The following is a 23,905-nucleotide window of genomic DNA, read 5'->3' on the forward strand; positions in this document are numbered from 1 at the left end:
CCACGTGGCATTACCCAACAAAGTAAAAAAGTTGCTCAGCGATGCAGAGCAACTTAGTGATTATCGCGATTGTTCTAGCTATTTTTATAAATGGTTACATAACGAATTTTCTAAACAACCGGTTGGGAATTTAATTAATGCCCGGGCTGAGTTTATTGACCGCCTACTAATTAAGCTTTTTCATGTTTACGACTTAGCGCGCGAACCTGATTTAGCACTAATAGCAGTAGGCGGATACGGACGTGGCGAGCTACATCCCTACTCCGACATCGATTTTTTATTGCTTGTAACTAAACCACCAAGCGAAGAAATATGCGAAAAAATAGGCCAGTTTGTCACCATGCTATGGGATCTCAACTTAGAGATTGGCCACAGCGTGCGCACGATAGAACAAGCCATTGAGCAAAAACGTGAAGACGTTACTTTTGCCACCAGTTTACTCGAAAGCCGCCTTATTTTTGGTAATCATATTGAGTTTGAAAAACTCAAAACGCATATTCTAGAAACCCCCGTATGGCGCTCCGGTGAGTTTTTTACTGCCAAAGTTCAAGAACAAAACTTACGTCACAAAAAGTGCCATGGCACCGCGTATAATCTTGAGCCAAACATTAAAGAAAACCCCGGTGGCCTGCGCGACTTGCAAACCATTATTTGGGTCGCAAAAAAGCACTTTAGAACCGAAACCCTGCAAGAGTTAATAAGTCACGGCTACTTAACCCATGAAGAGTTTCAAGAGCTTTCAGAGTGCCTAGAGAACCTATGGAATATTCGCTTTGCACTGCATCTAGCCGCAGGTCGGGCTGAAAACCGCTTATTGTTTGATCATCAACCACAAGCCGCCGAAATTTTAGGTTTTGGTAGCGACGGTAAAGCCTCTGTTGAGCGTATGATGAAGCGCTTATTTAGAATAATGAGCCGCGTGCGCGAACTTAACCAAATGCTACTTTCATACTTTGAGCAAAGTATCATGCCCGAAAGTAGTGAAAAAACGGTGATAGTACTCGACAGAAACTTTGAGCAAGTGGGCCATCAAATACGCGTAAAAGATCCATCTGTATTTTTTAGACGTGACCAACTTTTTGTATTGTTTGAGCACATAGCAGACAACCCTGCAATAACGCATATTTACCCAAGCACTATTCGTACAATCCGCCAAGTACGCCGCCGTTTATTGGGGGATTTACAAGATTATGCAGCCTGTCGTGAAGCTTTTTTACGCTTAGTTAAACACCCTAATGGTATGGGCCGCGCATTTACGTTAATGCACAAACACGGCATGCTTGCCGCCTACTTACCGCAGTGGCGTAATATATTTGGACAAATGCAGTTCGATTTGTTTCACGCCTACACCGTAGATGAGCATACTCACAAATTAATCAAAAATATTTACGAATACTTTGATAAAACTGGCATTAGCGAGTTTCCTATTTGTAGTGAAATAGTCACTCGAATGGACAAACCAGAGCTACTTTATTTAGCCGGTATATTTCACGACATTGCTAAGGGACGAGGGGGAGATCACTCTGAACTTGGCGCTGTTGATGCTATAGCCTTTGCTAAACTACATGGTTTTTCATCCTCTGATGCAAAATTAGTAGCATGGCTTGTAAGTAACCATTTACTTATGTCGGTTACCGCGCAGCGTAAAGATATTAACGACCCTGCTGTAATAAAAGACTTTGCAACACGTATTAAAACAGAGCGCCAACTCGACTATTTATATTGTTTAACCGTTGCCGACATCCGTGCAACCAACGACAACTTATGGAACGATTGGAAAAACACCCTACTGCGTGAATTGTACTTGCACACGCAGCGCGCATTACGCTTAGGGCTTGAAAACCCAATGGATCAGCGCGACCAAATTCGCGATAAAAAGCACCAAGCTAAACAACGTCTACTCAACTTAGGTTACCCTGAGAATAAAATTGATTTAATTTGGAGTCGCTTTAAAGCCAACTACTTTACCGCCTTTAGCGAACAGCAAATATCGTGGCAAAGTGAGCATTTATTAACTAGCACCGATTTAAGCCAACCCAGTGTCATTGTATCTAACAAAGCAATGCATGGGGGTACACAAGTATTTGTATACAGCCCCTACTCTGGTGCGCTTTTTGCGAGATTAGTGAGTGTAATTGGCTCTAAAAAAGCACAAATACAGCACGCGCAAGTACTGACCACAAAAGATGGTTACGTCCTGTTTAGCTTTGTAATACTTGAAGTAAGTGGCGACCCTATTGCAAGTGGTCGAGCGCAATCAATTAAACGCGGGCTTGAGCAAGCACTTAGCGATCCGCGTAAAAAAATTCGCTTTAAAAAGAGCCGCTCTCAACGCTTTAAAGATTTTAATATTAAACCTAAAATTGTGTTGCGCCCACATGCACGCAAAGACCGTAGCTTAATAGAAATTCAAGCCGTCGATATACAAGGTTTACTAACCAAAATAGCCGAAGTTTTCCAAGCGCATTTACTACACATTCACGCTGCCCGTATTACAACGGTAGGTGAACGTGCAGAGGATTTCTTTGTTGTATCTAATAACGAATACCAAGCGCTGACTGATGAAGAGCAAGCAAAAATTCATCAGGCATTACGTAAAAAATTCAACGCCGAAACAGAATAGAGGACACACATGTCAGATTTAAAAACGATGATCGAAAACGCATGGGACAACCGCGATAGCATTAGCCCAAGCACAGTATCAAGCGACGTAAAACAAGCCATTATTGATGCACTTGATTTGCTTGATAGCGGCGCAGCACGCGTTGCTGAAAAAATATCAGGTGAATGGGTTGTACACCAGTGGCTTAAAAAAGCCGTTTTACTGTCGTTTCGTATTCGCGACAACCAACCAATGAACGACGGCGTAAACCAGTTTTACGACAAAGTACCACTTAAATTTAGCGACTACACGCCAGAGCAATTTCAGCAAGGTGGTATGCGCGTAGTACCAAACGCAGTAGCACGTAAAGGCAGCTTTGTAGGTAAAAACGTCGTACTTATGCCATCGTACGTAAATATTGGCGCATACGTTGACGACGGCACCATGGTTGATACATGGGCGACTGTAGGCTCATGTGCACAAATTGGTAAGAACGTACATTTATCAGGTGGCGTAGGCATAGGCGGCGTTTTAGAGCCTCTACAAGCTAATCCAACTATCATTGAAGACAACTGCTTTATTGGCGCACGTTCTGAAATTGTTGAAGGCGTAATTGTTGAAGAAGGCGCAGTAATTTCAATGGGCGTTTACATCAGCCAAAGCACTCGTATTTATGACCGCGAAACCGGCGAAATTCACTACGGCCGCGTACCAGCAGGGGCAGTAGTTGTTCCAGGCGCACTACCGTCAAAAGATGGCACCCACAGCCTTTACGCTGCAATCATCGTTAAAAAAGTAGACAAACAAACACGTGAAAAAGTAGGCATCAACGCCCTACTACGCTCAATTGATGAGTAACAGTCGGTTGGGTTGAGGGAAACGAAACCCAACGATACTTTTAAGTTAAGTGTTTTAGCTAAACTTTAATTGTATATAGAAAAGCTCTAAGCCCTTTGGGTCTAGAGCTTTTTTTGTTATCTGAACGTTTTCTATTATTAAATGGAGAGTTGATCATATGGATACTGAAGAAAGTAACGAGCTAGTCTATCACTACACATCTTTGGATGCTTTTATCTCTATTGTGAATAGCAGAACCTTTCGGTTTGGCGACGCAAGAGCAATGAATGACTATACAGAGATAGAACACAATATAAATCTTCTTTTGGGTTTAGAAAAACAAAAAATAGAGCTAATAAAAAAGTTAAGCATTTCAAATGATGAGTTTGATAATGCCATTAAAAACATAAGAACTTTTAAAAAGCACATTGAAAATTACTATATACATATAATGAGCTTTAGTAAAAACCCGGATGCTTTAAGCCAGTGGCGAGGATATGCAGATAACGGTACAGGAATATGTTTTAGTGTCAATTTATCAGCATTACGACACTGCCTAAATAGCACTTACCGCATTGCTGGGAATTGCGTTTACAAACAAGAAGAGTTAAACACAGAAGCACAAAACTTATTAAAATTAGCCTCAACTTTTGATAGTGATAAATTTGAATCTGAGGCTAGAAGTAACTTTCTTTATAGCTTTATCGGGTTTATAACTACTGGTAAAAATCAGGCTTTTAAAGATGAAGATGAAGTTAGATTAGTTTCTTTCATTGAAAAACTACCACCACCTCAAAATGTAAAGTTCATCAATTCCAATAATATTATTAAAAGTTTTCTTGGAGTAAGCTTTCCAATAAATATAATTGATACAGTTATACTCGGACCATGTTGTAAATTTACAACTGAAGACCCAGTCTTTAATGATATGTTAGACAATTTATTTTTTAATAAAAAACTCTACGAGTCAGGAGTTGATACTAACCCATATAAGCCTAAAGTTTTAAGTTCAAAGGCAACTTTCAGATAACCGTTGGGTTGGGTTTCGTTTCACTCAACCCTTCCTACGTCGATAAAATTAATCCCGAGCTACTGCTCATTGTTAGCAATACCCCCCTAAACCTAAGATCACTTATAAAAAAAGTGCTTTTATGTAGCAACGTAGTAATTACCTTGCCCTGCTTCATCAACAAACAAGATAATCAAACCTTTCTTCCACTAAATTCCATTAAAATAAAATTTACATAGTTAACTTAGTGGTGATATAACTGAATGTGTTTTGGGAACGGAGTTGGTGATAAATCAAACCATTAACTGCCAGCTAAAAAATATTACTCAGCTAGCTTACCCTTACACCCTTTACTTAAGGAAAATAAAAATCCTAACTAAAACAGCGTTTACCACATTTTAAAATAACAAAAGCACAAGTAGGTTGTACTAATGGAAGAGTATTTAATCGTTAAACAAAAAAGTAGATACCCTATCGCTATTGCGGCTTTATTGTTGTTATTGGCTTTGGGTTATTTAATTAAGATACTACTTTTCTCAAATGATATTCCTGAACGTTATTTAAAGCCAATATTAGTCTCTCAAGTATCATTACCCAATGTATTAAAAGGGATTGGTACAATAGAGCCTACACAAAGAGAGCTTTTGTCTGCGCCGCTAAAAGGCAATATCAACACACTTACAATTCGTGAAGGGCAAGCTATAAAAAAAGGCCAAGTATTAGCAAAGCTAACTAACTACGAATTGGAACAAGATATACATAATGCGAGTTATGAGCAGCTTAATTTAGAATCCCAAGTAGCTATTGATAAAAGTAATTTAGCAATTAAGCTCTCGCAAATTAAAGTCGACTTATCAAAAGCTAAAATGGCATTGCAGCAGCAAGCGCTTGAATTAAATGCTAATAAAGTCTTAATGGAACAAGGTATTATTTCTGCAATTCGCTTTAAGCAAAGCGAAATGCTTTACAAGCAAAGTGAACTTGAAGTTAATGCCAAAAATGGTGAACTTAGTCTATTTAAAGAGGCATTTGATCAGCAATTAATTGCGCTTGATAACAAAGTAAACATCTCAAAAAACAAACTTAGCTATTTACAAAGGCGTCAAGAGCAACTAACACTCACAGCAAACTTTGACGGTACCGTAAGCCAAAACTTAGCTAAATTAGGTCAAGCGGTTACTCAAGGGCAATCGCTGTTTGAGTTAATAGAGACCGACAACTTACTGGCTAAAATACAAGTCCCTCAGTATTCATCCACTCAGTTAAAAATTGGCCAAAAAGCAGACATAGTTACACCCAGTGGCACAATTGCAGCTAAGGTTGATTATATTGATACGGTAATAAGAAATGGCGCTATTAATGTATTTTTAGTATTAGACGCTTCCCCTCCATCATGGCTTAGAAGCAGCCAAGCAATAGAAGCTCATATTTATTTGGAGCAATCTTTAGTAGCTCAAAACATTAAAAAACCGAATGATTTTGATAACTACAGTCTGTGGAAAGTATATGAAATAACGCCCTCCAGCAAAGCTATTCTTACTCATATAAATTACAAAACGACTGAGCAAGACACTTTAAGCTTTGATGAGTCGCTACAAGGTAACTATGTTTTATTACTACCAGCAGCTTATGCCACTCAAAGTTACCTTGATTTGAAAGAAGTATTTTAATGAGGTGTCAGTTATGAGTTATCCGTTAATAGAGTTTAATAATATTTTTTATCAATACCCTAATACCAAAATTGATACCCTCAAAGCTGTAAGTTTTAAAATAAACAGTGGTGACTACATTGCAATAACTGGTACTTCTGGCAGTGGTAAAAGTACCCTACTTTCTATTTTAGGTTTACTAAACTTACCTAGCCAAGGGCAATACACTATTTTAGGCACTAACACAGCAGACTTAACACCCGATTCTATTGCAGCCATTAAAAACAGAGAACTTGGTTTTATATTTCAAAACTTTAATTTATTAAATCATTTAAGCGTATTTGATAACGTGGCTTTGCCACTCAGTTACAACAAATCGGTGCCTAGGAAGGATTACCAAAAAAAAGTAGAAGCTGCGCTTAATAAAGTAAATATGCTTGAATTTATTGATAGAAAGCCAAGCCAATTGTCAGGCGGGCAACAACAAAGAGTTGCTATTGCTAGAGCATTAATAAATGAGCCTTCTATTATTTTAGCCGATGAGCCAACGGGTAATTTAGATTCGAGTAATAGCGAACAAATATATCAGTTACTCAATAAGCTAAACGACGATGGCAAAACAATTTGCTTAATAACACATGATGAAAACCATGCTAAAACAGCAAAAACGCGTTTGTATATTCAAGACGGACAGCTTAGTGCGCAAGGTTTTTGATGCTGAACTTAATTGCTGATCTGACCTTAAACTGGCTAAAATATGCTAAGCAAAATACTAAATTATGGCTTAGCTGTTTGTTGCTGAGTATTCCTTTGTGTTTAATTTTAAATATAAATAATATTCATAGTCAGTTTTTATCAGCCGATCACACGGCAATAAATAACATCCACAACATTAAACAAGTTTACTTAAGTGACACTCAAAATGACTTACCCGTTGATGAGTACATTTTTGATGAAATAACCTTATTGCACCAAGATTTAGTCGGCGTTTTTGAACGCTCTATTGATTTATCATTAAAGCTTTCGGTTAATCATGATAGCGAGCCTGTTAAGGTAAGCTTTATATCGGGGGGTTATAAACAATTAGGTATCATTCCTGCTTTAGGCAGCTTTGAGAAGCTAGATTTCCCAAAACAAGGCAGCGCACTAAGTGCCGCCATTAGCTATTCGTTTTGGCATACTCATTTTAAAGGTGTCACTGATATTATTGGCAAACAGCTTGTTGTTAATAATAAAAGCATAAACATTGTTGCTGTAATGCCAAAAGAGTTTAAAAGCTTTAAACGTGCCTATGAACCTAAACTCCTTATTTCTTACTCGCAACTCAAGCGCATTTTGCCTCAAGAAAGTAGCCTGACCCCAGATACATTTACGTATATTTTAGGAAACGTTAAAAATAAAACACTCTTTTTAAGCTTTATAAATAAGCACTTACAAAACGAAATGTTTATATTTGATAACACCGAACTTAAGTTTAGTGATGGTATTGGCGTTAGCCCTACTCACTTTAATAAAATAATAAAGCGCCTAAACTTATTGCAGTTACTTTATTATATTTTACTCTCATTTAGCTTTATTGCCTTTTGTGCATTTTACTGTGCAGAGTCAATTAAAAAGCAACAAGAAGAAACTATACGCAAACTATGTGGAGCCAATAACACACACATTTTTGTGCAGCAAATTATTGATATTGCACTCACAAGCCTACTACTTATTATTGTAATGTGCGTTTTGTATCCACTGAGCGACCGCATTAGCGCAATTTTATTACCAAGCCTGAATAAGCTAAGCAGCTCTTTTTCATTATTTACGCTGGCGGTATTTTACATAGTTATTATTACTTTTTTATCGGCGCTTAGTTATTTTCAGCGAAGGTGGGTACACAGCAGTATTGGACGCGGCCAAAGTGCAACAACAAGCGAAAAAGTACAAGTGTTCTCATTGCTTTCGTTACTTACTAGCCTTGCTATTACAAGTGTTTACATTAGTAGTTTGGTTATTTACAGCCAGATTAATTTAAATAATAAAAGTATGGGTTTTAATGCAGATAATATTCTAATTGCCAGCTTTAGTTTTCCACAATCACCTAGCGAGGCCTTTAATGCAAATAACTCTGCTCAACAATTAATTCAGCAATTAAATTCACTGCCCATTATTGAAGAAGTATCACTTAGCTCTGCCCCGCCACTATCAGATCGCAGTGGGTTTAGTGCATGGTACACCGTTACCGGACAAGCTATCAGTTCGGTTAAAAGCGCCAGTACCGCAAGCCATAGAGTGAGCCCGCATTACTTTAAAACTATTGGCGCTAAGCTTATTTCTGGGCAAAGTGTGCAATGGCAACAGTACCAAAACATTGTCGTTAACAGCGCTTTATGGGATCAATACTTTGCAGGCACAGAACTAAGCCAAGCTTATTTATTAGCCCAATTTGATACTGGAAAAGTAAAACATAAAGTAGTTGGCGTTGTTAATGATATTTATAATGAAGGGGCCGACACACCGGTTCAGCCAACTGTATATAATGTAATAAGTGCCCTGACAGGTTTTGAAACAATTATAATTAAAACTCATGCGCCCATCACACAAGTTGAAAGTGAACTCCAAACGGCAGTAAGAGCATTAAGTGTTAACTTTAACGATTTATCACTTACCCCCCTTTCATCTTTAGTAAAAAATGAGCAAGCCCCTAGAAATGCATTACTAATAATTACCGTTGTGTGTTCCTCAATTCTTCTACTCTCTGCGTTTTTATACAACTACAGCAGTATTAAACAGCTTACTGCTAAATCATCTACAGAGCTTGCATTAAGACGTGCTATGGGCGCTCGCAGCTACCAAATATGCTATTTATTTTTAAAGCTATTTTTCACTGCATTTGTGATAACCCACATAGTTATTATTGCGCTATTTTTCACCCAACATGAAAAACTACAAACTTTTTTATTTCAACAATCCGTTTTTGACCTAAACACGATACTTACAGTGCATTTAGTCATTTTGTTAGCGGTTATATGTATTATTGCTATAGAGATTAAAAAAACACTTAACAATTCGTGGAATAACTTAACTTAAGGATAAGCATGTATAAATTACTACTAGCTACACTACTTATATATGGTGGAAATACATACGCTGAGCAGTACAGTTTCTCTCATTACCAAATGGTTAAATCGCCCATTAATAATACCGCACCGCAAATGTTTTTATTTAACAGCAAAGGCGAGTTGATGCATTACTCTGATAAATATTTACCAAATATTTTATCCATTTTTAAAAATAAACAAAGCCATCCTGATTCTGATTTAATTAAAAGTAATTTAGAGCAGCTATTAACAACATTGCCCGATTTTACCCAGCAAAAGTATACGTTGTTTTACACCTCAATAGATGAAGATGTAGGCCCTTGTCCGCCTTGTAGGCAACAAGAAAAAACCATCGACATGCTTAAAAGTAAGTTTTCAGACAAGCAGCTAAAGGTTCATTCAATTTCTATAAATGCCAGTGACAACGGTATATAAAAAAAACCCGCTAAATAACTTTAGCGGGCTTTTTGTTGCGAAGGTTAAACCTTTAAAAAGTTTACAGCGCGTTAAATACGTCGTCTGTTTTAGCTGCGCAAATAAAGTCGTTTTTGTGTAGGCCTTTAATTGAATGGCTCCACCATGTGACGGTTACTTTGCCCCACTCGGTTAGTAGACCTGGGTGATGGCCTTCGTCTTCTGCCATGTCGCCTACTTTGTTAGTAAACGCGATAGCCTGTTTGAAGTTTTTAAATTTATAAACTCGCTCAAGCTGCATAATGCCGTCACGTACTTCTGGTACCCAGTCTGGGATTTTAGTAATTAATTGTGCTAACTCTTCGTCAGATACTTTTGGCGCATCTACATGACAGGCTTCGCATTTTTGTGCACTTAATGAAGACATTCTAAATCCTTACTTTTAGCTTTTTTAGCATTAATGTTTAACTGGCTAATTTTTCTTTTGGTGGAAATTTTGGGTCGTGCAAACCAAGCTCTTTAGCTCGCTCAACCAAAGTCATAATATCCATTTGCGATATATCAAACAGATCATGAATCGAATTTATGGTGTAGTACTGTGGTTGCATAATATCAATACGGTACGGCGTACGCAGTACATCAAGCACGTTCATTGGGCTAATTTCTGGCGTATTTGAGTATACATACTGAGTCTCCCCTGGGCTTGATAAAATACCACCTCCGTAAATACGCAGACCGTCTTCGGTTTGCATTAAACCAAATTCAACCGTAAACCAGTATATACGCGCAAGGTATACACGGTCCTTTTTCTGCGCTGCGTAACCTAATTGCCCGTACTTATGCGTAAACTCGGCAAAGTCAGGATTAGTTAGCATGGCGCAATGGCCAAATATTTCATGAAAAATATCAGGCTCTTGTAGGTAATCAAATTCTTCGCGGCTACGAATAAATGTAGCTACCGGAAACTGCTTGTTTGCCAGTAATCTAAAAAACTCATCAAAGTCGATAAGCGCAGGTACTGGTGCAACTTGCCAACCGGTAGTGGCTAGTAACACTTCATTTAGTTCGCTTAACTGCGGAATACGGTCGTGCGGCAGGTTAATCTTTTTTAACCCTTGCATGTACTCGTTGCAGGCTTTGCCTTCAATGCATGCAAGTTGGCGCGCTACAAGCTCAGACCAAATTTTATTTTCTTCATCACTCCAATGTATAACACCATTTTCGTCTGGTGTTTTGGATGTGTATTTACTTGCTTTAGCCATAAGTACCTTCTTGGGTGTGAGCCCTAAATCGGTGTCAGTGTGATACTCAAGTCTATTGAATATCGAATGACCCCATACTATGCAAAAGTGAAGAAAAGTTTAATAGATAGACTAACATCAGTATTTGGGACGATCACCACTATCGTAAATTTATAATTACACCTATGGCAATCTAAAAATACAGACCTTTAAATAAAGGTCTGTAGCTTGCCTTTATGTGTATACAATTAATTACACCTAACCAATTTCAGTAAAAGCTTGGTCTAAATCACTAATAATGTCGTTAACATCTTCAAGCCCAACCGAGAGTCTGATCAGCCCATCACTTATTCCAGCGGCGGCTCGTTCCTCTGGCGTATAAGGCGAGTGAGTCATAGATGCAGGATGCTGAATCAGTGTTTCAGCGTCGCCGAGGCTTACTGCAAGTGTACAAAGTTTCATACTATCAATAAATTGTGCGCCATCTTGTAGCGTGCCTTTTATTTCAAACGCAATAACACCACCAGCGGCTTTCATTTGATTACCAATAAACTTATAACCTGGGTGCGACTTAAGCCCCGGGTAATATACGGTGCTTACTTGTGGGTGAGCCTCTAGATATTGCGCTATTGTTTGTGCGCTTTGACAATGGCGCTCTATTCTAATAGCGAGTGTTTTTAGGCCTCGATTAATTAGCCATGCATCGTGTGGGCTTATGGTTGCACCAATATCTTTTAGTACGGTCATTTTAATGTGTGTTATGTGCTCAAACGATCCACATACAATACCGGCAACTACATCTCCGTGGCCGTTTAAGTACTTGGTCGCACTGTGCATTATAATGTCGATACCGTATTTTTTAGGCGATTGCAGTAGCGGCGTTAAAAAGGTGTTGTCGACCACACTAATTAAGTTGTGCTCTTTAGCAACTGCGCCAATAAGTGCCAAATCAATAACCGCCATAGTGGGGTTGATTGGCGTTTCTACAAATATCATTTTTGAATTAGGTTTGATGGCAGCGCGTAGTTCGTCCTCGTTGGTCATATCAACAAAAGTGACTTCGATTCCCCAGCGCGGCAACATATGCGAGAAAAACGCAAAGGTACAACCATATAAAGCACTTGAGGCAACAAGATGATCTCCTTGCGATAAAAAGCTCAGTACTGAGGCAGATACAGCCCCCATACCTGTTGCGGTTGCAGCTGCTGCTTCACAACTCTCTAGTTGAGCAACTTTTTGTTCAAGCTCCGTGGTTGTGGGGTTTCCTAAACGCGTATAAATATAGCCAGGTTCGTCGCCTGCAAAACGCGCAGCACCTTGTGCGGCATTTTCAAAATGAAAGGTCGAGGTTTGATACAAAGGAGAAGTAAGTGCGCCGTGCGGGTCGTTTGCTTTTTGTGGTCCGTGAATACACTGGGTGTTTATATGATGCTTGCTCATTGTAGGCTCATTTTTTTGATTATTATGTTTTTGCGATTCAACAATCAAAACGTATGCGCTTACAAACAGCAAGCATGCCGGATGCTCAGATGGCTATTTGTGTAAAAACCGTGCAGCGCACGTTTGTACACAAATATTGCCACCAGGGCGTGTTGACCTTTGCGGATTGAAATTTGTTCAATCCAAGGAAGATTAAATCGCGGCGCGAGGTTTGTAACCTAGTGGGCTCGGTAACTGCTCCTGCGTTACCCTACTGGCTTACATCCATGTAAGAATAAGTAAAACCGAGCAAAGCTTCCGCGTCCTGCTCACGCCCCTTACCTACATCCATGTAGGCACAAAGAGTAAATAGCCCCTAGGAAGAACCCTTTGGGCAGCGCCTGTTTGGCATTAATGCTACGTTATCACCTATTTATGGGGAATAACCACACTACATAGGCTCTGCCTTGCCTGAATACCAAACAGAATGCTGCAAATTCAACCATCAAAGATAAACACGCCCTCGTATTTTACTGCGTTGACTCCGTCTTTTTACGGCTCATAATTTTACCTGCGATGCTTTGCACAGTGCCTTTTAGTAAGCTGCGTTTGTTTTCAAGCCGTGGTAATGGGCGACTAAGCTCCATTGCTTTGTAACCAATACGCGCTGTAAAAATACCGGCGCTGACCCCTTGCGCAGCTCGTCCCGAAAGCTTACCTAAAAGCTCAGCACTTAGTGCAGTTGCAGCAAGGTCAGATACAAGCTCTGCACTGCCAACAAACATTACTTGTTTTATCAACATGCGGTATAACTTTATACGGCTCGCGTAGCCAAAACCAATGCCGTAAATTTTACCAATTTGTTCAATTAACTTAGTACCACGCCAAAGCACAGCCATCATATCCACCAGCGCAAGCGGGCTTAGGGCAACTAGCAGTGCAGATTCAGTCGCAAAACGATTTATAAGCTTTTTAGCTTTGGTGTCTTGGGTTATTAATAAACTGTTGGCGTACAGCGTCATTATTTCTTTGTCGCTGTGATGCATCGCTACTTGGTTTTTAAAGGTTTCAAAGTTATCAAGCTCCTGATGTTTATTAAGCTTTTCGAGCCAAGGTAATGCACCGCCTACTTGCTCGCTGTTTAAAAGCCTGTCGGCTTCAACTCGGTGCAGCTGGTTACGCTTTAAACTGCGCAGCATTCGGTACTCTCGCCACAATAAGCGCCCTATTAGCAGTACGCCACTTACAACCGCGGTTAAATAAACACTGCCTAAAATAATTGACTGCTCGAAAGCAAATACTAACGAGTACGCAAACTCTAAAAGCACCAGTACTATAAAACTAATAGCAAAAACACCTTTAAGTGTTTGCCACTTTGACTTTTTATATACAGGCTCTAGATCTATTTCTGGCTCTAGTGCTTCATCTTCAAGTTCTTCGTAATCACTTTGCCCGTGCTGAATAATTTTTGCAGGTGCTAAAACGGGTTCGTTTTGCTCAATGCTTTGCGTATCTATACGACGCCCTGCTTGAAATGTTTGGTTTGACTCACTCATGTTAATTTGTCTCCTAGCAGGTACTGCATGACATGATCTAATCGAATATGTTTTAGTTGTTTATCGGGGCTCGGCATTGGAGAGAACGATAAAAACTCAAATCCCTGTGCTGGCCACTCATTTTTATTAAGCATCCGCGAGGGAGGTTGCGGCGGTAAATACGTAAGCCAATCTGGCTCGTTTAGCGGTTTACCATAAATACAGTCAAGCGTTTGGCCTTTGTCGGTAATCTGGCGCGGCTGCGTTGCTGTGATTGACGACATAGCCATGGTTTCTATTTTTACACCATCAAACTTTAAATGATTACTTTGCTCATGCACGAGCGAATCAAGTAGTAGTGCTAAATCTTTATGGTGTTTTGCACTTATGTGATCTGATTTATTAGCTGCAAATAATATTTTGTCTATGTTGGGCTTAAATAAACGTTTAAAAAAGCCCGACTCACCGTAATTAAAGTGTGCGAGTAATTGGTTTATTACACTGCTTTGCTCTTGGAGTGTTTCGTGCCCTTCGTTTAACGCACTAAGTACATCTACAAGTACGATTTGGCGATCGAAGTGCCTAAAATGCTCATTATAAAATGGTTTTACAACTTCTTTTATATAGGCGTTAAAACGCTTAATTAAATGCGCTAAATTAGAACCCGCAACGACATCGTCACTGTTTATTTCACCCGATACCGGAAAAAACAATAACAATGGCGCGCCTTGTAGGTCGCCAGGCATTAGCATGCGCCCAGGTTGTAACATGGCAAGTTTGGTGTCTTTTTTAAGCCCGACTAACATGCTTTGATAAAGCTGAGCAATATGGGCAAGTGCGTTTTCATCAACGGGGGCGTTTAAGTCAAGTTGATCAACGGCTACTAAAAAGTCACTTGATGTGTTTACGCGCGAAGGCTGAGTTAATAACGGATATTGCTGCTCGCACCATTGAGAATAGCTTTGCTCAAGCATAGGTAAATCAAGGAGCCATTCACCCGGGTAGTCAATAATATCTAAATAAAGCGTTGATTGCGGCGAAAAGTGCCCACGCAGCCCTGCATTACTTTGATACTTTATTGCCAAGCGCAGCGTATTAATACGCTCGGTAGATGCAGGCCATGTAGGCATCCCATCGCTTGGTAATAAAGCATTGAGTGCTCGAGGGTAATTAAACGTAGGGACTTTTAACGCCTCTTGCGGCACAACTTTAGTGGCCACATGGCGGTGCTCGCGCATTACATCAAAAAAAGGTAAGTTTTTATCGTCCGCTTGGGTTGTTAAGTGTTTAACAAGCGCGGTAATAAAGGCAGTTTTACCACTACCACTTAGGCCAGTTACGGCAAGCTTTACGTGTTGGTCTAAACTGCGATGAAGGGCTTTTTGTGCTTTGCCTTTAATGCTTTTAAAGGTCTTTTTTGCAAATGATTGGCTCATAAAGTGTCTTGCACCTAATTTGCCGTAATTTATCACGCTGCAAATAAGGTGCTATTAAATCCTTTAAAGTTTGTTAATTTCACGGCTCACCGTAAACTCGCTTGAAGTTACATGGCGCTCCATATCTTGAAGGCGAGTATCTACACGCGTTAAACGCTCTTTTAAATCTTGCAATGCGCGGCGCGGCGGCTCGCCTTTTTGCCATACTTTAAATTTTACTTCTAGCGGATCATCAGTTTTAGTTGAGCTTTTTGTTTGCGCTGTTGCGGGCTCTTTTTTATCTAAAATGAACCAGGCTGCAATATACGCTACCACAAATAATGGGCCACCCGTTAGCAGTACCGCACTAACAAATATAATGCGAACTAACCATAACTCCATATTAAAGTAGTCACTTAATCCCGCACACACACCGGCTATTTTACCGCGTTGTGGGTCTCTTAATAATTCGCGTTTGGCACTCATACTTTGCGTCTCCATTGTGGTGACTCTTGATCAAGCAATGCTTCAAGTGTTTCTAATCGATCAGCCATTTTTTCAGCTTTGTGTGCAAGCTCAAGTAATTGGCGATGTTCGTGCTCACTTAAACCTTGGCTTACTTGTTTCTTGCTACGGTAGTGCAAAATTAGCCACAGCGGAGCAACAAAAATCATAAACAAGATAAATGGTGCAACTAATATCTCTGGATCAAACATAATCCTCTCCTGACAATCCGTTTTGATGTTTTTAAGCTGGGGCACAAGGGCCCCATATATTTTTATATGTAATTATTTATCAGCTAACTTCTTTTTAAGTTCGGCTAGCTCATCATCTATCTTTTCATTTTTTTGTAGATTAGCAATTTCATCCGCTAACGTCTTTTTACCTAAATCGTACGACTCAATTTGAGATTCTAGTCCATCAATTTTGGTTTCGTAACGTTCAAAGCGGTTAAGTGCTTCTTCTACTTTTGAGCTATCAAGTGTCTTTTTCACTTCAAGGCGCGACTCAGCCGAACGTTGGCGAAGTATAATCGCTTTTTGACGAGATTTAGCATCTGCTAGCTTTTCTTGTAGCGTCGTGACTTCTTGTTGTAGTTTCTCAATATGAGACTCTACATGTTCAAGTTCACTCGCTACTGAAGCAACGGCATCTGCCGACTTTTGCTTTTCAAGTAGGGCTGAACGCGCTAAATCGTCGCGGTCTTTACTTAAAGCCAGTTCGGCTTTATCTTGCCAATCACTTACCTGTGCTTTAAGTGTATCTAAGCGGCGTACAATTTCTTTTTTCTCAGCCAATGTTTTAGCTGATGTAGAACGTACTTCAACAAGCGTATCTTCCATTTCTTGAATAATCAGACGAACCATTTTTTCTGGGTCTTCTGCTTTATCTAAAATGGCGTTGATATTAGAATTAACAATATCTGCAAAACGTGAAAAAATTCCCATAACATTTACCTCTGTAATTAAAACTTAGTTAGTCTGCTATAACTAGTATCAATATGCTTGCCAACTTTTTAAAAGTTAAAATACACTTTATTTTCATTACGTTAAACTAAATATACAAATTTCTTTAGTTATCCCTAATTATGAAATACACTAACTGTTAGTAAAAATGACCAAGAGTTAGGAAATATGAGCCAATATCGCCAACAGGATAATTTACTCGGCCAATCAGATAGCTTTCTGTCTGTATTAGATCAGGTATCGCAACTGGCTAATTTAGATAAACCGGTACTTATTATTGGTGAACGCGGCACAGGTAAAGAGCTAATAGCAGCACGCTTACACTTTTTATCAAAACGCTGGGATCAAAACTACGTAAAGCTTAACTGTGCAGCGCTTAACGAAAACCTACTCGAAAGTGAGTTATTTGGCCACGAAAGCGGTGCTTTTACGGGGGCAAGTAAACGTCACGAAGGTCGTTTTGAACGCGCTAACAGCGGCACACTGTTTTTAGACGAATTAGCTAATACCTCAGCTATGGTACAAGAAAAACTGCTGCGCGTTATAGAATACGGTGAGTTTGAACGTGTTGGCGGAAAACAAACTGTAAAAGTAGATACCCGCTTAGTGTGTGCGACAAACGAAGATCTTCCTTATTTGGCCGAGCAAGGTGAATTTAGAAGTGATTTACTCGATCGCCTTGCCTTTGATGTAATTACCCTACCACCACTGCGCGAACGCCAAGACGATATTATGCTTCTTGCTGAGCAGTTTGCGATGAACATGGCGCGCGATTTAGAGTGGGAACTGTTTAGCGGCTTTACCCGAAGCGCAACAGAAACACTGCTTAGTTATGATTGGCCTGGTAATATTCGTGAACTTAAAAATGTGGTTGAACGCAGTTTGTATCGCCACGGTAGTGAACATATTCCCGTTCACCAGATTATTTTAGACCCATTCGATAGCCCATTTAGACCAAAAGCGCGTATTAAAGCACCTGTAGCGGCTCAAACGGTTAATGCAGAGCCTATTGTTGTTGCGCCGCCGATTACTCAAACAAGCAATGATTCAGCCGTTGATATTCAATTTCCGTGCAGCTTGAAAGAGCGTTCAAACGACTTTGAAATAAACATGATTAATAAAGCACTCGAACATAGCCAATTTAATCAAAAGAAAACTGCAGAAGTACTTGGTTTAACGTATCATCAATTACGTGGTTATCTTAAAAAATACAACTTGTTGGATCAACAATAGTCAGAGGTTATGCGGGTGCATAAATTATTACTTGTTTTGCTTACCACCACTTTAGTTGGTTGCCTTGATAGCAAAGAAGAAATCATAGAAGAAAAAAACCAAGGCTTAGTTTATTGCGCTGAAGCTAACCCTGTGTCGTTTAATCCGCAAGTCACGACCACCGGTTCAACTATTGATATAATTGCTAACCAATTATACGACCGCTTAATTAGCATTGACCCTGTTACGGCAGAGTTTCAAAGTGAGCTGGCGACCGATTGGAAAATTAGCAAAGATGGTAAATCGGTTACCTTTACCCTGCGTAAAGATGTAAAGTTTCATACAACTTCTTATTTTACCCCATCGCGGGACTTTAACGCCGACGACGTTATATTCACCTTTAGCCGATTATTCGATGTATATAATCCATATCACTTTGTGGGCGATGCCGATTACCCGTATTTTCAAAGTGTAGGAATTGATCAACTTATTCGCAAAATTGTGCGCGTGTCTGACTACCAAGTCCGTTTTGAATTGTTTAATCCTGAAAGTAGTTTTTTAGCTAATATGGCTACCGACTTTGCCGTGGTGCTTTCAGAAGAATACGCCATGAAACTTAAGAAAAATAATCAAAAAAACTTATTTGATCAGTACCCTATTGGCACCGGCCCGTATATTTATAAAGAATACCGCCGAGATCATCTTGTGCGCTTTTACCGTAACCCACTTTATTGGAAGCATGACGTTTCACTTGAGCAATTGGTTTACGATATAACCCCTAACGGCACTACGCGCATAGCAAAAATGCTGACTAAAGAGTGCGATGTAACGGCTCATCCAAGTAGTGCACAATTGAGCATTTTAGCGCAACGCGATGATATAAACGTCGAAAAAGAAACAAACTTAAACATAGGTTATTGGGCATTTAATACAGAGCGTGCTCCGTTTGACGACTTACGCGTACGCCAAGCGCTTGCGCACGCAATAGATGTAGATAAAATAATGCAGGCGGTTTATTACGGTAACGGTACTCGCGCACAATCTATTTTGCCGCCAACCTCTTGGGCATTTGAGCCACAAGAAGATATACCTACGTTTGATCCAGAACTTGCTAAAAAATTACTTATTGAAGCAGGGTTGCCTAATGGCTTTGATATGACGATATGGGCTATGCCTGTGAGTCGTATTTATAATCCCAACGCACGTAAAATGGCTGAGCTTATGCAAAGTGATTTACGCAAAGTAGGCGTTAACGTCAGTATTGTAGAATATGAGTGGAATACGTTTATTCAACGTATTGGCGAGCATAGGCACGACAGTGTATTACTTGGTTGGGCCGCAGATACACCCGACCCTGATAACTTTTTTAGCCCGCTGCTGAGTTGCACCGCTACTTTTAGTGGCAAAAACCCTGCAAACTGGTGTAATCCCCAATTTGATTTATTGCTTACTAAAGCACTAGACACCACTGATTTAAACAAACGTAAAAAATACTACGAAGATGCACAAAGCTTAATTATTAAAGAGTTGCCGTTATTACCAATTGCTCATGGCTTGCGCTTTCAAGCAAGTAGCGCTGATGTGGAAGGCATAACACTTGGCCCGTTTGGTGCTATTTCGCTTGCTAATGCGAGGAAAAAATAATGATCTTAGATTATATTTTACGTCGCCTTGGTTTGTTCTTTTTTATGATACTAATGCTCAGCGTATTTACGTTTTCACTGGCGTATTTATTTCCCGGTGATCCGCTAAGTAATTTAAGTGGCATACCAAGTGGTAACTTTGCACAGCATAGTGAGCTTGAGGATAAATATTTATACAACAGCAATTACTTTATGCAATACATTGCCTTTTTAGGGAGAATATTTCAAGGCGATTGGGGGCTTTCATTTGCCTCTGGTAACAGCGTGTTTAGCCATATTATTGACTTACTACCGGCTACTTTAGAGCTAAGCGTATATGCATTAATTGTATCGGTTGTTATTGGTGTACCTACTGGCATTTTAGGCTCTGGCTATCATAAACGCTGGCCCGACAAACTTATAAACTCTGTCACTATGGTAGGTTATTCAATGCCTGTGTTTTGGCTCGCATTGTTGTTAATAATGGTTTTTTCATTAAAGCTTGGCTGGTTTCCTATGTCGGGCAGAATGGGCCTCCTTTACGAAATACCCGCCAGTACAGGGTTTATATTAATTGATATTGCTCTAGCTGGATTTCCATATAAAGGGATGGCCTTTGTTGATGCGCTGCGTCATTTAACACTCCCTACTATTGTATTGGCCATGTATCCAACCACGGTATTAGTGCGCTTTACTCGCGAGTCTATGCTTAAGGTAATGGATCAAAACTTTATTAAAACAGCTAGGGCAAAAGGCCTTAACCGCCGTCAACTTATCATGCACCATGCACTGCGTAATGCTCTACTGCCGGTAATTAAGCAAATTGGTTTGCAATTTAGCACCTTGATAACACTTGCGATGATTACTGAAGTTATTTTTTCTTGGCCGGGTATTGGCCGATGGTTAATCGATAGTATTTATCAGCGCGACTTTCCTGCAATTCAAGGCGGATTAATGGCGGTGTCTTTATTTGTTATTTTAGCCTCTATTACAGCTGAGCTTACTTACACTTTATTCGATCCACTCTCGCGGAATCAGGCCCATGGCAAAGTTTAATTTATTTTCTGAAGAGTCGAATAAATCGCCACTTGCGCGATTTTGGCGCAAATTTAAAAACAATCACCCAGCTTTGGTTGGTTTATGGATATTTATGGCGTTTGCATTATTGGCCGCCACAGCTCCTTTTTTAGCGCCCTATGGCGTAAACCAACAGCATAGTGATGCACTACTCATACCGCCCTCATGGCGAGAAATGGGCGATGTACGCTTTATTTTAGGCACCGATGATTTAGGCCGTGATGTACTCTCGCGCTTAATGAATGGTGCAACATATACGTTTGGACTTTCTGTTGTAGCTGCCCTAATCACGACCCTGTTTGGTGTATTAGTGGGGACTTTTGCCGGGATTAGTAAAGGGTTGCGTTCAAGCTTTTTAAATCATTTACTTGATATAACACTTTCTATTCCTTCTTTGTTATTGGCCATAATAATAATCGCCATACTCGGTCCTGGTTTAATGAATACCGTATGGGCAATTATTTTAGCGTTACTACCGCAATTTATTCACTCGGTGCGCAACCTAATTGTTGATGAATTAAGTAAAGATTACATTACTGCGTTTAGACTCGATGGCGCATCTAATTGGCATATAATATCGCGCGGTATTTTCCCTAATATTTATGAGCATATTGTGGTTATATTCACAATGGCGCTTTCTACTGCGATATTAGATATTTCAGCACTGGGATTTTTAAAATTAGGGGCTCAGCCACCAACGACCGAATGGGGCGCAATATTAGCCGAAAATCTAGGCCTTATTTATTTAGCGCCGTGGACTGTAGCGCTACCTGGTGTACTGTTATTTTTAGCCGTGTTATCTACTAATTTAGTAGGCGATGGCCTGCGACAAGTGCTAAAAGCACGTAAGGCTGATTAAATGCAATTACTCGATGTTCGTAACTTAACAATTGAACTACGTACCTCTGAAACTGTAATTAGAGCTGTAGACAGAGTGAGCTTTAGCTTAAAAGAAGGTGAAGTACATGCGCTTGTGGGCGAGTCTGGCTCTGGCAAAAGCTTAATAGCAAAAGCGATTATTGGTGTATTAAACGAGCGCTGGGATATTACTGCCGACCGTATTCATTGGCGCGGCGTAGACTTAATGCGTTTAAGCCCAGAGAAACGCCGTAAAATAGTAAGCCAAGATATAGCGATGATCTATCAAGACCCAAGTCGCTGCCTTGACCCAACCGCTAAAATATTTGACCAAATTGCCGAAACACTCCCAGAGGTCGCAACTAAAGGTTTCTTTTTAAAACGCAACCGAGAGAGAAAAGACAGAGTAAAGGCGCTTATTCATAAGGTGGGTATTAAAAACCACGAAGCGGTACTAAGTAGTTACCCTCATGAGCTCTCTGAAGGCGTATGTCAAAAAGTAATGATTGCGATGGCCATTGCTCGCACGCCTAAACTTTTAATCGCTGATGAGCCCACTACAGCGCTTGAGAGCACAACTCGCGCACAAGTATTTAGGTTACTAAAAAGCTTAAACCAACTTAAAAACATGTCTATCTTGATGATCTCTCATGAACTGGAAGAGATTGCACATTGGTCGCATGGCATTCATGTTTTATATTGCGGGCAAATGGTTGAAGCAGGCCCAACCCATGAAATATTTAAACAGCCTCGCCATCCATACACGCAAGCATTACTAAAAAGCTTGCCAGACTACGAGCAAGGATTAGCACATAAAGAACCTTTTTATGCACTTAAAGGGACTATCCCTACCCTGCAACATTTGCCTATTGGCTGTCGCCTTGGGCCGCGTTGCCCACAAGCACAAAAAGCCTGCGTGGTTACACCAGCCCTGACTAAACATCATGGGCATAGTTATGCGTGTCACTTTCCGTTAATTAAGGACATGAAGTAATGCAGCCACTGTTAAAAGTACAAGCGCTTTGTAAAACCTTTAATGTACGAGCTGGGCTTTTTTCACGTAAAAAGTTTGAAGTCCTTAAAAACATTTCATTTTGCGTAGGTAAAGGTGAAACCATTGCCATAATTGGCGAAACAGGCGCAGGTAAAAGTACGTTGGCAAAACTACTTTCAGGAGCTGATAGCGCTGATAGCGGGCAAATTTTGCTCGAGAATAATATTATCGAAGATAATGGCGTACGCGATAATCAATGTCGCCATATTCGTATGATTTTTCAAGATTCAGCTGCATCGCTCAACCCGGGCTTAACCATTGGCGAAATGCTTGATGATTGCCTGCAATATAATACTGAGCTTGATGCTAGTGAACGCACTGAAAAGATTGATGCAACGCTTTCTAAGGTGGGTTTGTTAATCGATCATAAACACTACTACCCGCATATGTTTAGCGTGGGGCAGTTACAGCGTGTAGCGTTTTCTCGTGCATTAATTTTAGATCCTAAGGTGATTTTACTTGATGAAGCTGTTTCGTCTTTAGATCCCTCTATACGAGCGCAAATAGTAAACTTGTTACTTAAGCTGCAGCGCGATACAGGCCTTACGTATGTGATGATCACTCATCATTTAAGTTTAGTACGCCACATTAGTGATTTTGTAGTTGTTCTTGATAAAGGCGAAGTGGTTGAATACGGTCCTACTGAAGATGTTTTTCAAAACCCTCAATCAAAAGTAACGCAGCGTTTATTAAGCTGCTAAAGCAGATTATAAATACCTAACTTTTTTGTAAGGTAACCGTATTTAACTAGGTCTTCTTGTTAATTGTATTTAATTAACAAGAGATCTCATGCTTAAACAAAAGTTACTACTTAGCCTTTCCCCATTACTCCTTCTATCAGCCTCAGCTATTGCTGATACAAATTGGGTTGGTGGCGTTGATCATTTAGGTTTAACCGTATCAAACTTAGATGCATCCAAAGCATTTTTTACTGATGTACTTGGCTTTAAAACGCTAGGGAATGACCCAGCCTATCCTGCTTATTTTTTATCAAACAATAAAATAACCATTACATTATGGCGCGTGAAAAGCGATGCGAAACGTGTGGAGTTTAATCGAGCAGAAAATGTGGGCTTACACCATTTAGCACTCAATGTTGAAAGTATCAAAAAGTTAAGCGAGCTACATGAACACTTAAAAATGCAAAATAATATTATTATAGAGTTTGCACCCGAAAACTTAGGTAGCGGCCCAACCCAACATATGATGATAAGAGAGCCTAGCGGCAATCGGATTGAGTTTATTGCCAGAGGTAATTAAAAGACAATAAAGAAAGGCGCTTTAAAAGCTGTCTCTTGATCACAAGTCTGACTCAAGAGATTTTGCTAAATCGTAGCCTTCCAGGATGGCTTGTAACTTAAGCCATCCTTGCCATAACACTTTCACAGATGCACGCCCTGTGCGCTTGG

At 39.9% G+C, this 23,905-nt stretch carries 22 protein-coding genes; 14 read left to right on the forward strand and 8 right to left on the reverse strand.

What is annotated here, in order from left to right; genetic code table 11:
* The first annotated feature begins 4 nt into the window (after positions 1 to 4).
* The 7 genes from glnD (at position 5) to H5159_RS13765 (ending at position 9,618) form a co-directional block, all read left to right on the forward strand.
* A complete protein-coding gene (gene glnD / locus H5159_RS13735) occupies positions 5 to 2,623 on the forward strand; it encodes a [protein-PII] uridylyltransferase (RefSeq protein ID WP_002958323.1) in 2,619 nt (872 codons plus the stop codon).
* Positions 2,624 to 2,632: 9 nt separating this feature from the next.
* Positions 2,633 to 3,460 carry a 2,3,4,5-tetrahydropyridine-2,6-dicarboxylate N-succinyltransferase gene (gene dapD, locus H5159_RS13740; protein WP_002958324.1) on the forward strand — a complete coding sequence of 276 codons (828 nt, stop codon included), beginning with the start codon at positions 2,633 to 2,635 and terminating at the stop codon, positions 3,458 to 3,460.
* 157 nt (positions 3,461 to 3,617) lie between these two features.
* The gene (locus H5159_RS13745) at positions 3,618 to 4,469 is read left to right on the forward strand and encodes a DUF2971 domain-containing protein (protein WP_182780459.1); all 852 of its coding nucleotides are present in this window, start codon (positions 3,618 to 3,620) and stop codon (positions 4,467 to 4,469) included.
* A 410-nt stretch (positions 4,470 to 4,879) separates the two neighbouring features.
* Positions 4,880 to 6,118, forward strand: coding sequence for an efflux RND transporter periplasmic adaptor subunit (locus tag H5159_RS13750; protein WP_182716211.1), 1,239 nt, complete (start codon positions 4,880 to 4,882; stop codon positions 6,116 to 6,118).
* 13 nt (positions 6,119 to 6,131) lie between these two features.
* The gene (locus tag H5159_RS13755) at positions 6,132 to 6,812 is read left to right on the forward strand and encodes an ABC transporter ATP-binding protein (RefSeq protein ID WP_182682336.1); all 681 of its coding nucleotides are present in this window, start codon (positions 6,132 to 6,134) and stop codon (positions 6,810 to 6,812) included.
* On the forward strand, positions 6,812 to 9,172 hold the full coding sequence (locus H5159_RS13760; protein WP_182780460.1) for a hypothetical protein: 2,361 nt from the start codon (positions 6,812 to 6,814) through the stop codon (positions 9,170 to 9,172). Before H5159_RS13755 ends, H5159_RS13760 begins: the two co-directional genes overlap by 1 nt.
* A gap of 8 nt (positions 9,173 to 9,180) precedes the next feature.
* Entirely contained in the window at positions 9,181 to 9,618 is a 438-nt protein-coding gene (locus H5159_RS13765) for a hypothetical protein (protein ID WP_138682913.1), read from the forward strand.
* A 61-nt stretch (positions 9,619 to 9,679) separates the two neighbouring features.
* On the opposite strand, the gene H5159_RS13770 is transcribed toward H5159_RS13765, so the two are convergent.
* From H5159_RS13770 to pspA, 8 genes are all read right to left on the reverse strand, one after another.
* Positions 9,680 to 10,024 carry a 4a-hydroxytetrahydrobiopterin dehydratase gene (locus tag H5159_RS13770; RefSeq protein WP_002958326.1) on the reverse strand — a complete coding sequence of 115 codons (345 nt, stop codon included), beginning with the start codon at positions 10,022 to 10,024 and terminating at the stop codon, positions 9,680 to 9,682.
* Positions 10,025 to 10,061: 37 nt separating this feature from the next.
* Positions 10,062 to 10,859: a phenylalanine 4-monooxygenase gene (phhA, locus tag H5159_RS13775; RefSeq protein WP_002958327.1), complete on the reverse strand. Its 798-nt coding sequence runs from the start codon at positions 10,857 to 10,859 to the stop codon at positions 10,062 to 10,064.
* A 237-nt stretch (positions 10,860 to 11,096) separates the two neighbouring features.
* Positions 11,097 to 12,278, reverse strand: a complete 1,182-nt coding sequence (megL, locus tag H5159_RS13780; RefSeq protein WP_182780461.1) for a methionine gamma-lyase — start codon at positions 12,276 to 12,278, stop codon at positions 11,097 to 11,099.
* A gap of 509 nt (positions 12,279 to 12,787) precedes the next feature.
* Complete coding sequence (locus tag H5159_RS13785; RefSeq protein WP_182780462.1) at positions 12,788 to 13,813, reverse strand: TIGR01620 family protein; 1,026 nt, start codon at positions 13,811 to 13,813, stop codon at positions 12,788 to 12,790.
* Complete coding sequence (locus H5159_RS13790; protein ID WP_182780463.1) at positions 13,810 to 15,228, reverse strand: YcjX family protein; 1,419 nt, start codon at positions 15,226 to 15,228, stop codon at positions 13,810 to 13,812. Before H5159_RS13790 ends, H5159_RS13785 begins: the two co-directional genes overlap by 4 nt.
* Positions 15,229 to 15,291: 63 nt before the next feature.
* The gene (gene pspC, locus H5159_RS13795; protein ID WP_024596503.1) at positions 15,292 to 15,693 is read right to left on the reverse strand and encodes an envelope stress response membrane protein PspC; all 402 of its coding nucleotides are present in this window, start codon (positions 15,691 to 15,693) and stop codon (positions 15,292 to 15,294) included.
* On the reverse strand, positions 15,690 to 15,923 hold the full coding sequence (pspB, locus tag H5159_RS13800; RefSeq protein WP_024596504.1) for an envelope stress response membrane protein PspB: 234 nt from the start codon (positions 15,921 to 15,923) through the stop codon (positions 15,690 to 15,692). Before pspB ends, pspC begins: the two co-directional genes overlap by 4 nt.
* Before the next feature lie 72 nt (positions 15,924 to 15,995).
* Positions 15,996 to 16,655, reverse strand: a complete 660-nt coding sequence (pspA, locus tag H5159_RS13805) for a phage shock protein PspA (RefSeq protein ID WP_007376832.1) — start codon at positions 16,653 to 16,655, stop codon at positions 15,996 to 15,998.
* Positions 16,656 to 16,841: 186 nt separating this feature from the next.
* On the opposite strand from pspA, the gene pspF reads away from it, so the two are divergent.
* From pspF to H5159_RS13840, 7 genes are all read left to right on the forward strand, one after another.
* Positions 16,842 to 17,906: a phage shock protein operon transcriptional activator gene (gene pspF / locus H5159_RS13810; protein ID WP_138488751.1), complete on the forward strand. Its 1,065-nt coding sequence runs from the start codon at positions 16,842 to 16,844 to the stop codon at positions 17,904 to 17,906.
* Positions 17,907 to 17,921: 15 nt separating this feature from the next.
* Positions 17,922 to 19,529, forward strand: coding sequence for an ABC transporter substrate-binding protein (locus H5159_RS13815; protein WP_182780464.1), 1,608 nt, complete (start codon positions 17,922 to 17,924; stop codon positions 19,527 to 19,529).
* Entirely contained in the window at positions 19,529 to 20,563 is a 1,035-nt protein-coding gene (locus H5159_RS13820) for an ABC transporter permease subunit (protein WP_002958336.1), read from the forward strand. The genes H5159_RS13815 and H5159_RS13820 overlap by 1 nt, the downstream gene beginning before the upstream one ends.
* Complete coding sequence (locus H5159_RS13825) at positions 20,550 to 21,443, forward strand: ABC transporter permease subunit (RefSeq protein WP_002958337.1); 894 nt, start codon at positions 20,550 to 20,552, stop codon at positions 21,441 to 21,443. Before H5159_RS13820 ends, H5159_RS13825 begins: the two co-directional genes overlap by 14 nt.
* Complete coding sequence (locus tag H5159_RS13830; RefSeq protein WP_002958338.1) at positions 21,444 to 22,436, forward strand: oligopeptide/dipeptide ABC transporter ATP-binding protein; 993 nt, start codon at positions 21,444 to 21,446, stop codon at positions 22,434 to 22,436.
* The gene (locus H5159_RS13835; RefSeq protein WP_182780465.1) at positions 22,436 to 23,197 is read left to right on the forward strand and encodes an ATP-binding cassette domain-containing protein; all 762 of its coding nucleotides are present in this window, start codon (positions 22,436 to 22,438) and stop codon (positions 23,195 to 23,197) included. The genes H5159_RS13830 and H5159_RS13835 overlap by 1 nt, the downstream gene beginning before the upstream one ends.
* A gap of 88 nt (positions 23,198 to 23,285) precedes the next feature.
* Positions 23,286 to 23,756 carry a VOC family protein gene (locus H5159_RS13840; RefSeq protein WP_182780466.1) on the forward strand — a complete coding sequence of 157 codons (471 nt, stop codon included), beginning with the start codon at positions 23,286 to 23,288 and terminating at the stop codon, positions 23,754 to 23,756.
* The last annotated feature ends 149 nt before the right edge of the window (positions 23,757 to 23,905 follow it).

It is taken from the genome of Pseudoalteromonas sp. SG43-1 (assembly GCF_014164415.1).
Lineage (GTDB): Bacteria > Pseudomonadota > Gammaproteobacteria > Enterobacterales > Alteromonadaceae > Pseudoalteromonas > Pseudoalteromonas distincta.

Bases quoted from the DNA above. Each gene is read 5' to 3' on its own strand.
- H5159_RS13840 (WP_182780466.1), top strand. From the start codon at position 23,286: ATGCTTAAACAAAAGTTACTACTTAGCCTTTCCCCATTACTCCTTCTA.
- pspA (WP_007376832.1), bottom strand. From the start codon at position 16,655: ATGGGAATTTTTTCACGTTTTGCAGATATTGTTAATTCTAATATCAAC.
- phhA (WP_002958327.1), bottom strand. From the start codon at position 10,859: ATGGCTAAAGCAAGTAAATACACATCCAAAACACCAGACGAAAATGGT.
- H5159_RS13790 (WP_182780463.1), bottom strand. From the start codon at position 15,228: ATGAGCCAATCATTTGCAAAAAAGACCTTTAAAAGCATTAAAGGCAAA.
- pspC (WP_024596503.1), bottom strand. From the start codon at position 15,693: ATGAGTGCCAAACGCGAATTATTAAGAGACCCACAACGCGGTAAAATA.
- megL (WP_182780461.1), bottom strand. From the start codon at position 12,278: ATGAGCAAGCATCATATAAACACCCAGTGTATTCACGGACCACAAAAA.
- H5159_RS13820 (WP_002958336.1), top strand. From the start codon at position 19,529: ATGATCTTAGATTATATTTTACGTCGCCTTGGTTTGTTCTTTTTTATG.
- H5159_RS13785 (WP_182780462.1), bottom strand. From the start codon at position 13,813: ATGAGTGAGTCAAACCAAACATTTCAAGCAGGGCGTCGTATAGATACG.
- H5159_RS13765 (WP_138682913.1), top strand. From the start codon at position 9,181: ATGTATAAATTACTACTAGCTACACTACTTATATATGGTGGAAATACA.
- pspF (WP_138488751.1), top strand. From the start codon at position 16,842: ATGAGCCAATATCGCCAACAGGATAATTTACTCGGCCAATCAGATAGC.
- H5159_RS13830 (WP_002958338.1), top strand. From the start codon at position 21,444: ATGCAATTACTCGATGTTCGTAACTTAACAATTGAACTACGTACCTCT.
- H5159_RS13745 (WP_182780459.1), top strand. From the start codon at position 3,618: ATGGATACTGAAGAAAGTAACGAGCTAGTCTATCACTACACATCTTTG.
- H5159_RS13825 (WP_002958337.1), top strand. From the start codon at position 20,550: ATGGCAAAGTTTAATTTATTTTCTGAAGAGTCGAATAAATCGCCACTT.
- H5159_RS13835 (WP_182780465.1), top strand. From the start codon at position 22,436: ATGCAGCCACTGTTAAAAGTACAAGCGCTTTGTAAAACCTTTAATGTA.
- dapD (WP_002958324.1), top strand. From the start codon at position 2,633: ATGTCAGATTTAAAAACGATGATCGAAAACGCATGGGACAACCGCGAT.
- H5159_RS13770 (WP_002958326.1), bottom strand. From the start codon at position 10,024: ATGTCTTCATTAAGTGCACAAAAATGCGAAGCCTGTCATGTAGATGCG.
- H5159_RS13750 (WP_182716211.1), top strand. From the start codon at position 4,880: ATGGAAGAGTATTTAATCGTTAAACAAAAAAGTAGATACCCTATCGCT.
- pspB (WP_024596504.1), bottom strand. From the start codon at position 15,923: ATGTTTGATCCAGAGATATTAGTTGCACCATTTATCTTGTTTATGATT.
- H5159_RS13755 (WP_182682336.1), top strand. From the start codon at position 6,132: ATGAGTTATCCGTTAATAGAGTTTAATAATATTTTTTATCAATACCCT.
- H5159_RS13760 (WP_182780460.1), top strand. From the start codon at position 6,812: ATGCTGAACTTAATTGCTGATCTGACCTTAAACTGGCTAAAATATGCT.